Source organism: Melghirimyces thermohalophilus, from assembly GCF_900102685.1.
GTDB classification, from domain to species: Bacteria; Bacillota; Bacilli; order Thermoactinomycetales; family DSM-45169; genus Melghirimyces; species Melghirimyces thermohalophilus.
In genome coordinates this window covers 70,717-83,431 of the sequence record NZ_FMZA01000013.1, presented here as the reverse complement: position 1 = coordinate 83,431, position 12,715 = coordinate 70,717, and the positions used below count along the sequence as shown (strand labels likewise).

The 12,715-nt window shown below is 47.3% G+C and carries 8 protein-coding genes and 1 pseudogene; 1 reads left to right on the top strand and 8 read right to left on the bottom strand.

Features of this window, described 5'->3' with window-relative positions; genetic code table 11:
- Positions 1 to 65 precede the first annotated feature (65 nt).
- Positions 66 to 1,052 (bottom strand): LacI family DNA-binding transcriptional regulator, encoded by a 987-nt coding sequence (locus BLP91_RS10910; protein WP_091570813.1) that lies wholly within the window; start codon positions 1,050 to 1,052, stop codon positions 66 to 68.
- A gap of 240 nt (positions 1,053 to 1,292) precedes the next feature.
- Positions 1,293 to 1,662: pseudogene (locus BLP91_RS10905) on the bottom strand (MFS transporter); the annotation flags it as partial.
- A 268-nt stretch (positions 1,663 to 1,930) separates the two neighbouring features.
- On the opposite strand from BLP91_RS10905, the gene BLP91_RS10900 reads away from it, so the two are divergent.
- The gene (locus BLP91_RS10900) at positions 1,931 to 3,463 is read left to right on the top strand and encodes a YifB family Mg chelatase-like AAA ATPase (protein WP_091570810.1); all 1,533 of its coding nucleotides are present in this window, start codon (positions 1,931 to 1,933) and stop codon (positions 3,461 to 3,463) included.
- Between the two features lie 296 nt (positions 3,464 to 3,759).
- Here BLP91_RS10900 and BLP91_RS10895 read toward each other — a convergent pair whose 3' ends face one another.
- From BLP91_RS10895 to BLP91_RS10865, 6 genes are all read right to left on the bottom strand, one after another.
- Positions 3,760 to 5,019 (bottom strand): Zn-dependent hydrolase, encoded by a 1,260-nt coding sequence (locus BLP91_RS10895; protein ID WP_091570808.1) that lies wholly within the window; start codon positions 5,017 to 5,019, stop codon positions 3,760 to 3,762.
- A 44-nt stretch (positions 5,020 to 5,063) separates the two neighbouring features.
- Positions 5,064 to 5,309 carry a hypothetical protein gene (locus BLP91_RS10890; RefSeq protein ID WP_245662235.1) on the bottom strand — a complete coding sequence of 82 codons (246 nt, stop codon included), beginning with the start codon at positions 5,307 to 5,309 and terminating at the stop codon, positions 5,064 to 5,066.
- A gap of 98 nt (positions 5,310 to 5,407) precedes the next feature.
- A complete protein-coding gene (gene hydA, locus BLP91_RS10885) occupies positions 5,408 to 6,826 on the bottom strand; it encodes a dihydropyrimidinase (RefSeq protein ID WP_091570803.1) in 1,419 nt (472 codons plus the stop codon).
- Positions 6,827 to 6,897: 71 nt separating this feature from the next.
- A complete protein-coding gene (preA, locus tag BLP91_RS10880) occupies positions 6,898 to 8,157 on the bottom strand; it encodes an NAD-dependent dihydropyrimidine dehydrogenase subunit PreA (RefSeq protein ID WP_091570800.1) in 1,260 nt (419 codons plus the stop codon).
- Between the two features lie 38 nt (positions 8,158 to 8,195).
- Complete coding sequence (locus BLP91_RS10875) at positions 8,196 to 9,572, bottom strand: NAD(P)-dependent oxidoreductase (protein ID WP_091570797.1); 1,377 nt, start codon at positions 9,570 to 9,572, stop codon at positions 8,196 to 8,198.
- A gap of 839 nt (positions 9,573 to 10,411) precedes the next feature.
- Positions 10,412 to 12,358, bottom strand: coding sequence for an aconitate hydratase (locus BLP91_RS10865; RefSeq protein ID WP_091570861.1), 1,947 nt, complete (start codon positions 12,356 to 12,358; stop codon positions 10,412 to 10,414).
- Between the last annotated feature and the right edge of the window lie 357 nt (positions 12,359 to 12,715).

Genomic DNA, 12,715 nt, shown 5'->3' with positions numbered 1-12,715 from the left:
AACTTTTGTTTACTCCGTGAACACCGCCGAAGACCCTCAGCAGCTTCTACTTGACAACCTGTAGATCACCGCTGACCGACGGTCTCCCGCTCCACCATTTGGTGAGACAGGAGAAGACTCTCTGCGGACCGGTGACCTAACACGATATCCACCGCTTTTTTTCCCATCTGATACAAAGGTTGCGCCATCGTGGTTAAGGGGGGAAAAGCCATCTCCGCAGCCCGGGTGTTATCATAGCCGATGATAGAGATTTCCCCTGGCACTTTGATCCCCTTCCGGTGCAACAGCGAAAGAGCACCGACGGCCATTTCGTCGCTGGCACAAAAAACCGCCTCCACATCGGGGACGCGACGGAGCAATCGTTCCATGGCAAGGGCGCCGCTAGAAAAACCGAAATCCCCGTAGGCGATGCGATGTTCCTCGGCAGGGAGTCCATGATCACACAACGCCTCTTTAAATCCTGCCACCCGGGGAACCGTGGCAATGAGATCCCCTTCGGTTCCGGAGAGCATGCCCAGAGAACGATGACCTTTCTCCACAAGATAGGACGTCGCATCATATGCCGCCTGCCGATCATCCACCTTCACATAAGGGATGTCGTAATCGGAACGGGTCGACACCAAGACCAGCGATGCACCCATCTTTCGAATCGCCTCATAATACTCTTTAGTCAAGGTTTCACTCATAAAGATGATGCCGTCAACCTGATTTTCCCGAAGCGTCTGCAGATACTTCATGGTGCGAACCCCGTTTTTAGCGGTTTTGCAGATGATCACACTGTACCCCTTTTCATGTGCCTCCTCCTCAACTCCCGCAAGCACTTCCGAGGCGAACAGATCCGATACTTCTGGCAACAAGACGGCCAAAGTTCGCGTTTTTTTGCTGATCAATCCCCGTGCGATCGCGTTCGGCTGATAACCCATTTCATCAATCACTTGGTTGACACGCTTCTTCGTTTCCTCGGAGTAACCAGAAAGCCCGTTTAGGATGCGGGAAACCGTGGCAACGGAGACCCCCGCTCGTTTAGCCACATCTTTCATCGTGTAGGCCATCTTTCACCGTCCACTTTCTACGTAAACGTTTACTTTACCGTACCACCAATAGAAACCGTTTTCAATTTGATTTTCTTTGGTTAAGGAACCGCCCCACCATGATCGGTTGGGACGGTTTTGTCCCATAAAGGTAATTGTCCCGATGAAGACCGTCAGTGGAAAGATCGAATACCGAAACACCTGGAACTCCAACTTCGACGTCTCCAAACAGAATTGCCTGAAGATAAACAACACCAGTACACCCCGCCGATGAACCGGAAAAATCATCAGAAAAACGGTCTGCATCAGAGGAAGCATCACCCCGGCTCCCCTGGATTGAATCACCCTCTCAAACAACAACATCGAAAAATCGGGAGCGATCCCCGCAAACAAGGTACCGATGGCAAAAATACTCATGGCGGACAGGAAAAGCTGCCTGGTTGAAAACGCGCGATGAGAAAGGCACTCAATAGAATCATGATCCCGTTGACCAGCATAAAAACCGTCGTCAACCACTGTGCACTGTCACCATCACATTCATCTTTTCCATGATCGGCGGTATGGCTGTGACCATCAGAGTCTGATTCAATATAGCGATAAAAGCTCCCCCAAGCAGCGAAGCAGCAATCACCTTCGGATGTTGTCACTGAATGGTCTCACTCCCGCATCCCCTCCTGCATCTGATCCGAATCTTTTTAGAATACATATCTTAAAATTAGGAAGACCATTGCATGGCTCAAGGGATAAGATACAAGCTTTTTCTCTACCGCACCTTGAGAATTGCCATCCTCCTTTTGGTTACAAATCACCACCCAATGAGGAAAAACCTTCCGTTTCCGGTTGGGTTATGGTATAAAGATGACAGAAGAGACGACTAATTTCGACAAACGGAGGGTTTTATGTACGCCAAAATGTACAGCAGTTCCGTTTTAGGCATCGACGGGTATGTGGTGGAAGTGGAAGTGGATATTTCCAACGGCCTGCCCACCTTTGACCTGGTAGGGTTGCCGGATTCGTCGGTGCGGGAGGCTCGGGACCGCGTGCGGGCGGCGGTAAAAAACAGCGGGTGTCAATTTCCGCTGCAGCGGATCACCACCAACTTGGCCCCTGCGGATCTGAAAAAAGAAGGCTCCAGCTTTGATTTAGCCATCGCCGCCGGGGTGCTGGCGGCCAGCGGACAGGTGCCGGCCCGGGGGTGGGAGGAGACGCTGTTTCTCGGCGAGTTGGCCCTGGATGGAACCTTACGTTCCCTGAACGGAGTGTTGCCGATGGTGATGGCGGCAAACCAGGCAGGCTTTTCCCGAGTGCTGTTGCCGGTGGAGAACGCGGCGGAGGCTCAGCTGGTGGAAGGATTGGATGTGATTCCCGTCTCCTCCCTGCAGGAGACAATGGGCTACCTCTGTGGCGAATGGGAACCACAATCAGTGGATATTCCTCCCGATCAGGGAAAGGAAGAGGAACCCCATCCCGACGATTTTGCCGATGTACGGGGTCAGCCCCATGTGAAACGGGCGATGGAAGTAGCGGCAGCTGGGATGCACAATCTGCTGTTTATCGGACCTCCTGGTTCGGGGAAAACCATGTTGGCCCGGCGGATCCCTTCCATCCTGCCGGAGATGACCATGCAGGAATCCCTGGAAGTGACCAAGGTGCAAAGCATTGCCGGCCTACTGAATCGAAAAGGAAGTTTGGTCACCCGCCGTCCTTTTCGCTCGCCGCACCATACCATCTCCCAAGCCGGCTTGGTAGGCGGGGGCTCGACGCCCAAGCCGGGAGAGGTAAGCCTGGCCCATCGGGGGATCCTCTTTCTGGACGAGATGCCGGAGTTTACTAAGGGGGCGCTGGAGGTTCTCAGACAGCCGCTGGAGGATCGGGAAGTAACCGTCGCCCGGGCCCGGGCCGTTCTCACCTTTCCGGCACAGTTTATGTTGGTGGGTTCCATGAACCCTTGTCCCTGCGGCTACTTCGGATATGAAGAGGACCGGGCATGCACCTGTACACCGCAACAGGTTCGCCGCTATCGATCCAAACTGTCGGGTCCTCTCCTGGATCGGATCGACATCCATGTGGAAGTTCCTCGAGTCAACTACCAGACACTCACCTCTTCCCAGCGAGAGGAGACCTCCGAAACCATCCGTCAACGAGTCGCTCAGGCCCATGCCGTACAATCGGAACGGTATCGGGATACGTCCATCCTGCATAACGCAGCGATGCCGTCCGCCTACATACGGGATCACTGCCGCCTCAATAAAGATTCCCGGGATCTGTTGAAGCAATCCTTCGATACCCTCGGCCTCTCCGCCCGCGCTCATGACCGCATCCTGAAACTGGCGCGCACCATCGCCGACCTGGAGGGGAAGGACCTCATCGATACCGCCCACATCGCCGAAGCGATCCAATACCGCACCCTGGATCGGAAATGGTGGGAGTGAGGAGAAGAGAAAATGACCTTGATGGCATCAGGCCATTCTAGGAGAAAACGGGTTTCCTCCCCTTCCTCCGGCCGGTTGTCCATCGCAGTCTGATAGGGATTTGGATTCGTGGCGTGCTGTTGCAATTTTCTCAAGAAGGTTCCTCCGACTCTAAAGCATGGAGATGCAACTTTATGACCACTTTGAAAGTGGACACATTCTTCAATAAAGGAATCCGCTTTCCATTTCCTTTTTTAGCGTGTTGAACGCGAATATATAAACACCCTATGGTTTATTGCCACCTTAGCCCGTTGCTACTAAAAATTCTTTCGCCATATTTTTTCTTTCGTGGTCATTGCTAATACAGCTTCTAATATAACATTTACTCCCTTTTCACAATCCTCCCAATACGTTAACTCGTCTTCCGCATGGCTTTTCCCATTTATACTTGGAACAAAGATCATCGCAGATGGGATCATAGACGCGATGAATTGAGCATCATGCCCTGCCCCACTTACCATTCTTTTGTACGAATAGCCCAATGATTTCACGGATTGCTCTAGCAAAGAAACAACTTCTTCATCAAACCACACCGTATCCCGGTCCCATAACTTTGTTGTTTTCACGTTGCATCCTTCTCTATCAGGGGATTTCGAGAGCTCTTCGACGATTTCTTCCACTTGTTTAAGTATTTTTGGATCCTGATGTCTGGCTTCAAGTGAAAAAACCACTTTATTCGGAATTACCGTGTGTATGTTTGGAAGCACATTCATCCGCCCTATCGTATACACCAAGTTATTATCAAGCTTACTCAATTTCTCACGTGCCTTAGTAATTAAATTATTTGTTGCAAACAACGCATCTTTTCGCATATCCATTGGTGTAGTTCCTGCATGATCAGATTCCCCGGTTACTTCGATCTCATAACATATCATTCCAACCACACATTCAACGACACCAATAGAAGTAGATTCCCTTTCAAGCACAGGCCCTTGCTCAATGTGGATTTCTAGAAATGACTTTGCTTTCCCTAACCGGTTCTCTTCTTCACCTGCGTATCCAATAGCGTTTAGAGCTTCTTCAAATGTTACCCCGTCTATATCCGTTTTTGCCATCATAACAGATTTCGAAAATTTCCCTGATAGAATCCCTGATGCCATCAAAGACGGTTCGAACCTTGCACCTTCTTCATTTGTGATATTCGCTACCACGATGGGAACATTAGGTTTAATATCATTTTCAACGAGGGTTCGTACTACTTCCAAACCAGCCAATACACCTAACACACCATCAAAGCGCCCACCATTTTTTACAGAGTCCAGGTGTGACCCTATTACAACAGGTGGTTGGTTTTCTTCCAATCCAGCAAGCGTAGCGTACATATTTCCTATGTCGTCCACCTTCACTGACATCCCTAATTCTTCACAACAAGAACGAAAATAATCTCTAGCTTTACGGTCCTCTTCCGATAACGCCAAACGTGTTACACCGTTATTTTCTGTCCGTCCAAAATCAGCAAACTCTTCCATCGTATTTTTTAATCGTTCACCATTAATCAGTAATTTTTGTTTTTCCATTATCATCACTCCCGTTGGTCAAATTGTCTCCATTTAACTGACGACTAAAGGTTTCTAGCAATCTTTCCCTCGAATTCTTGTTGATGTTTTCTAAAGATCAATGTGGAAAAGTATCTCCTGCTATTAGCATTCGTAATATGAAGCGTCTCTCTTTTACCGTTTGCATCTTTTTTTTCAAATGTTACATAGGAACCATCCAGATTTTCTATCACCTCTACGATTACATAGCCCCTCTCAATCAAAGAATCAATTTTATTTTTCTGCTCTAAAAAATCAAGATGTGTATTCAAATTAATCATCCCCCTCCTATGCATTTAAATTATCCTTATTCAGCAAATGAATAGAGACAGCGTGAATAAGTAGAATAAGGTTGCTGAAGGGGCGCTAGTTAGTTTCTGAGCATTGACTCGGGTTTCTCTATGCGCTGCATACCATATCGCGCGCGTTTCAAGAATTTCCCATACCCCGGACTTCCTACAAATTGTCTATCTTTAACAACATACTCCCCTCGCGAAAGTACTGTAATCGGCTGACCTGTCACCTTCATACCTTCAAGTGCACTGTAATCAACATTCATATGATGGGTTTTTTGAGATATTGTGCGTTCTATATTGGGATCAAACAAAACAATATCCGCATCACTTCCTGGTGCAAGGGTTCCTTTTTGAGGAAATAAGCCAAAGAGTTTTGCGGCCTGTGTTGACACCATATTTACAAACTCATTCAAGGAGATACGACTCTTTTTCACTCCCTCTGAAAATAAGACACTAAAACGATCTTCCACAAACGGTCCGCCATTGGGTATTTTTGTGAAATCTCCTTTTCCAAGCTCCTTTTGTCCGTAAAAATCAAATGCGCAGTGATCAGATCCAATGGTTTGTAATTCTCCCCTCTTTAGTGCATTCCATAGGATCTCTTGATTCGATTTGTCTCTTAACGGCGGGGACCAGACATATTTGCCACCTTCAAAATCAGGCTTTTCCATATAAGATTGATCCAGCACTAAATATTGCGGACACGTTTCCCCCCAAACACGCAATCCTTTTTTACGGGCTTCAGCAATTTGTTCCACAGCCTCTTTGCACGTTACGTGAACGACATAAAGCTGAGAATCCGCAAGGGCCGTGAGTTTTGCTGCACGTCCCGTTGCCTCCCCTTCAACTTCCGGGGGCCGGGTTAAAGCATGGTAGATTGGTTCTGTGTTTCCTTCTTCCAATGCTTTTTTTGTAAGATAATCGATTACGTCTCCATTTTCAGCATGAACCATAACAAGAGCATCATGCTTTTTGGCAGTAATCAAGGTTCGAAATAGTGTCTCATCATCTGCCTGTAATACATTTTTATAAGCCATAAACACTTTAAAAGATGTAACGCCTTCTTCTTCAATAACCAGAGGGATTTCTTTTAACACATCCTCATTGATTTCACTAATCTGCAGATGATAGGCAAAATCGATAACGGCCTTATCTTTCGATTTTTGATGCCATTTTTGAATTGAACTTTTTAGCGGTTTACCCTTTTCAGTTAAACAGAAATCGATAATAGTTGTAGTTCCGCCGTGTGCTGCAGCTATGGTACCCGTTTCAAAATCATCCTTGGTTACCGTCCCACCAAAAGGCATTTCCATATGTGTATGGGGGTCGATTCCGCCCGGAAATACATAACACCCCTCCGCATCAATCATTTCTGCTTCATCGTCACGGATTTCATCGCCAATTATTTTGACCTTTTCATTTTCAATAAGTATATCTGCTCTATACGTATCCGCTGCTGTTACAATCGTTCCGTTTTTGATCATTTTTTTCATGATTTACCCTCCTAGAAGCAATCTATTATAAAAAAATTCTGACCTAATTAACCGTCCTTCATCGTTTTTGTTCAGGATTGCTGTATGGCAGCCTGTCGTTCAAGCCAAGTCATTGAAGGCTCGGTTTGAGGTAATTCCACCATGTCAATTGCTCCCTCAACTGGACAAACAATCGAGCAGAGATTGCAACCAACACATTCTTCCTCCTGCACTTTCAGATATTCTTTTCCGTTCGCATCCGTTAATATATCGATACACTGATGTGCACTATCTTCACATGAAATGTAGCATTTATTACAATTGATACAAATATCGTTGTTAATTCGTGCAACAACTTTATAATTCAGGTCGAGATTGCTCCAATCCGTATACTTTTCAACCGAGGCACCTATAATCTCATTAACGGACGAAATACCTTTCTCATCGAGGTAATTATTCAGTCCATCAACCATGTCTTCAATAACCCTGAATCCATGATGCATGGCAGCTGTACAAACCTGTACGCCACCTGCTCCCATTAGCATGAACTCTACTGTATCCTGCCAGCTTGAAATACCACCAATACCTGAAATAGGGATGTTTATTTCCGGGTCACGGGCACATTCACCTACCATATTTAAGGCGATAGGCTTTACTGCAGGACCGCAATATCCGCCATGCGCTCCTTTTCCATTGACATTGGGAATGGTATTCCATGTATCGAGGTCGATCCCTATCAAACTATTAATGGTATTAATCATGCTAATAGCATCTGCCCCGCCACGCGCAGCAGCCTTAGCAGTTACCGTAATGTCCGTTATATTTGGAGTTAATTTAACTATTACCGGTACTTCAGCCTTTTCTTTAGCATAAATTGTAGTTTTTTCAACTAAATCAGGATGTTGGCCTACTGCAGATCCCATCCCTCTTTCAGACATCCCATGGGGACAGCCGAGATTCAGTTCAAAACCATCTACCCCGACATCTTGCACCCGTTTAACAATTTCATGCCATTTTTCACGTTTCGGTTCCACCATCAACGATGCAATAATCGGATGATCAGGGAAACGTTTTTTAGTTTCGTAAATTTCCTTCAGATTATCCTCTAATGGGCGGTCAGTTATTAATTCAATATTGTTAAACCCTACTACCCTTTTACCATTAAAATGATTTGCACCAAAGCGAGAACTCACATTCAATACCGGATCACCAAGTGTTTTCCATACAGCCCCTCCCCAACCGGCTTCAAACGCACGTTGTACTTGGTAACCTGAATTCGTGGGAGGTGCAGATGCAAGCCAATACGGATTGGGTGATTTGATCCCGGCAAAATCAATTCTTAAATCAGCCATTGTCCTCCTCCTATCATCTGAAATGGGTATATGCCTTACTAAGCTGTTTCTATTCTAGACTTGTTTAATTGTTTATGGATCGAATAAGCCGCTTCCTTTCCTTGTTGGGCTGCTGAAACAACCATAGCCTCCCCCTGTCCTTTTCCAAATATAACGTCACCCGCAGCGTATACCTTTGGAATTGACGTTTGGTAAGTTTGTGGATCCACCTGAACCACACCGCCATTATGTTCTAAACCAAAATGATCGATTAATCTCCTGAATCGCGTTTGACCAATCGCTTTAACTACAATATCAACATCCATGGTGAATGTGGAGTCCTCAACCTCGACAGGATGACGTCGTCCGTCTTCGCCTTTCTCTCCCAACTCCATTCGAACACATTCCATTTGTTTAACATGGCCTTTGTCATCACCGATTAGACGTTTGGGGGACATTAACCACCTAAATTCAACACCATCCTGCTTTGCAAACTCATATTCAAAATCATAAGCCGTCATTTCCGCTTCTGTTCTCCGGTATATAATTTTCACATTTTTTGCACCGAGTCTGGCCGAAATGGTTGCCCCGTCAATTGCCGTATTCCCGGCTCCAATAACAGCCACCCGTTTTCCTGAAAAATCCTCGTCCGTAACGCCATTGATTTTGACATTTTCTACAAGATCAATCGCGTCATAAACACCATCTAATTCTTCACCTTCAATCCCCAACATGGGCACCTTTGACATTCCAACAGCTAATATCACTGCATCAAATTCTTTAACGAGATCCTCTGCTAATATATCTTTACCTACCTCAATGTTTGTACGGATTTCAACACCTAAATTTTCAACCTGTTTCACTTCCCAAAGGGAAATATCTTTTGGAAGACGAAAAGGAACTATACCATGGGTGTCTAGTCCCCCTCCCTCTCTTTTAGCTTCATATACAATAACTTCATAACCCAACAGCGCCAATTCACGTGCCGCAGACAGTCCGGCAGGACCGCTGCCTATAATAGCGATACACTTCCCGTTTTTTTCTCCTGCTTTAAACAAAACCTGTTCATTTTTAATGGCCCAATCCGTTGCATAGCGTTGCAATTGTCCGATCATAATAGGCTTTGTAGAATGATTCAAAACACATGCACCTTCACATAATTCTTCTGTTGGACATACCCGAGCACAAGTTGCCCCGACAGGATTATCCTCCATAATTATCTTCGCAGCACCTTTTATATTTCCTGAAGCAATGCCTTTTATGAATGCGGGGACATCAATACCTGTTGGACAAGCAGTAATGCAAGGTGCATCATAACAATAAAGACACCGATTGGATTCATCGATTGCCTCTTGAGCATTATAACTTGGTGTTGATTCCTCAAAAACTTTCGCTAATTTATCAATGGATATAAGCGGTTGTTTTGAATCACTCAATGTTATACCTCCTAGTAAATAAAATGCCTTCGATCGTTTGCTCACGTACCTTCTTTTATCTCCCCCTGACTTCCCTGATTTTCTCTTTCCTGGTTTTAGTTAGCATCCATGATCCATTCTAAACGTTAAACATACAGATGACACTAGACAAATAGTCAAATTATTTTGTATCTTGTTAAGACGTAATGTTAGACCGGTTTGTACATACTTCAGAGTGGAAATCCGTCACATCTGAATCGGCTGTCTCGGGTTCAGGGTACAACGCCCCGCTTCAGTTAAATCCGTTTCCTTCAACGGGGCGATTGGTGTGCATCCTAATTCACCTCGAATTACCTCGGTTGCCTCCTATTCGCTTCCACCGCGTTCCACTCGCTCCACTCCTTCAGGGAAAACTATATACGGATACGTTAGTACCCGTTAAGTCCCCCTCCATCAATGTCCCCCTACATCCCGCTAGCCACAAAATCGCGGGCCCCGGCCCGACGTACCCTACTCAACCGACTTCCAACCGGTACTTCCTACGACAATAAATCCGATACTCGTAGAAAGACGGCCCAAGCGAGTGCATTTTCCGCTTCTCTTTGTCGCCATCCGAAGCCTCCATCTATCTTATCTGTGAAATCCCAAATCCAAAGACGGGGCTGCATGAATTGTGCGAATACATCTTGCACAATGTCTTCCGCATCGGGCGGCAATACCCAAGATCCGATAAACGAGACCGAACAGCATCGATTTGTATTGCTTGTAAGCTTGATCCAACGATCGGGCATAAAAGAACCCTTCCCCACTCAGTCGGCGGAAAGGGTTCTGTATGGGTTAGCACCAGTGGGAGGGAGAACCTATTGACGTTGTCGCACCCAGTTGATCAAACCTCCAGCCTGAATCACGTCTATTTGACGGGGGGAGAGATCATGTTTTAAAGCGACCGTCTGATTTCTCCCTTTTACTTCAGCGGTCAGTTTTCTTCCCTGTTCAATGCTTTTCTGCAGATGGGGGAGGATCAGAACGTCCCCTTGTTCTAATTGATCGTAACCTTCGGGATCGTCAAAGGTGAGGGGAAGGACGCCGAAGTTGATCAGATTTTGCCAGTGAATGCGAGCAAAGCTTTTCGCTACAACCAGGCGCAATCCCAGGTATTGAGGAGCTAAAGCCGCATGTTCCCGACTGGAACCTTGACCGTAGTTTTCTCCGCCGACCACAGCGTGTCGCCGCCCCTGGTCGTATGTTTCCATCGCCCGCTTCGCGTAGCTGTCATCAACAATTCCGAAGGCAAATTCACTGATTCGCGGAATGTTGCTGCGGAAAGGTAACACATGGGCGCCCGCCGGCAATATTTCATCAGTGGAAATATCATCCCCTACCTTTAACAGCACCTCCACCTCCAGCGGATCAGCCAATGGCTCCAACTCATGGATGGTGGAGATGTTGGGCCCCTTCACCAGTTGGACCTTCCGGGATTCCTCCGGCGACGGCGGCTCCATCAACATTTGCGTGTTGATCACCGGCTTTTTCGGTTCATCCAACACAGGATAATCCATATCCAGATCCCGCGGATCCGTGATTTTGCCTGTTAAAGCGGATGCCGTCGCCGTTTCCGGGCTGCACAGGTAGACGCTGTCTTCCACGGTCCCGGAGCGACCGGGAAAATTGCGCGGTACCGTCCGCAAGCTGTTGCGGCCGGTAGCCGGGGCCTGTCCCATCCCGATGCACCCGTTGCATCCCGCTTGGTGCAAACGCGCACCAGACTGAATCAGGTCGAAGAGAAGTCCCTCTTGCATCAGATTTTCTAAAAGCTGCCTCGAAGTCGGGTTGATATCAAAAGAAACCGTATCGACCACCTGACGTCCCTTCACCATTTTTGCAGCAATAGCAAAATCACGGTACCCCGGATTGGCAGAGGAACCGATATAAGATTGGTAAACCGGACGTCCGGCCACCTCCCGAACGGGAACCACATTTCCCGGGCTGTCTGGTAACGCGATGAGAGGTTCCAACTGGGTAAGGTCCAGTTCGACCACGCGATCGTATTCAGCCCCCTCATCAGGCAGCAGGGACACCCAATCCGCCTCCCGCCCTTGTCTGTATAAAAACCGGCGGACTTCATCATCAGAGGGAAAGACCGTCGTCGTACATCCCAACTCTGCTCCCATATTAGCGATCACATGTCGATCCATCGCCGATAAGGAATCCAACCCGGGCCCATGATACTCAAATACTTTTCCCACACCGCCGGATACCCCGTAGCGGCGCAACATTTCCAGAATGACGTCCTTGGCACTCACCCACTCTGGCAGTTTCCCGGTCAACCTCACCCCCCACACTTCAGGCATTTTAATGTAAAAAGGCTCACCTGCCATCGCCATAGCCACTTCCAGCCCCCCGGACCCGATAGCCAACATCCCCAGTGAACCATTGGCACAGGTATGACTATCGGAACCCACCATGGTTTTTCCCGGCTTGCCGAGGTGCTGCATATGGACAGGGTGGCTGACACCGTTTCCTGGACGGCTGAACCAGAGACCGAAACGTTGGGCGGCACTTTGCAAAAACAGATGGTCGTCCGCATTTTTATGATCCTCTTGCAACAGGTTGTGATCGACGTACTGTGCGGAAATCTCGGTCTTTACCCGGTCCAATCCCATCGCTTCTAACTCCAGCATCACCAACGTTCCGGTTGCATCCTGGGTCAAGGTTTGATCGATCCGAATGCCGATCTCCTCACCCGTTTTCATCTCTCCAGAGACCAGATGATCTCCAATCAATTTTTGGGTCACATTGCGTGCCATCATCGGTCAACCTCCTTTGTCACGGGTATTATTCATCTTTAGCTACTCATTATTCTAGCGGCACACGGTTCCCGGATGCCGTCTACCGAAAAACCTCCCAGGATAGCCCCTTTTACTTCCCCATTTCCTTGTCACGTTCCAACAAAAACGCAATCTGTGGTGTAACCGGATATCATCCCTTTCGATATCAGCAAAACCTTGTGTAAACCCAACGTCTGAGGGAGATTTCGGGTGTTTTCAATCCTGTTTTCCTACCTGTATTTACCGTCCCTTCCTCTCCGCATCCTATTGAATTCCAATTCCGATTGGACATATAATATCAAAAAGTCAAAAAAGGGACGGCAAACCCGTCTCCAT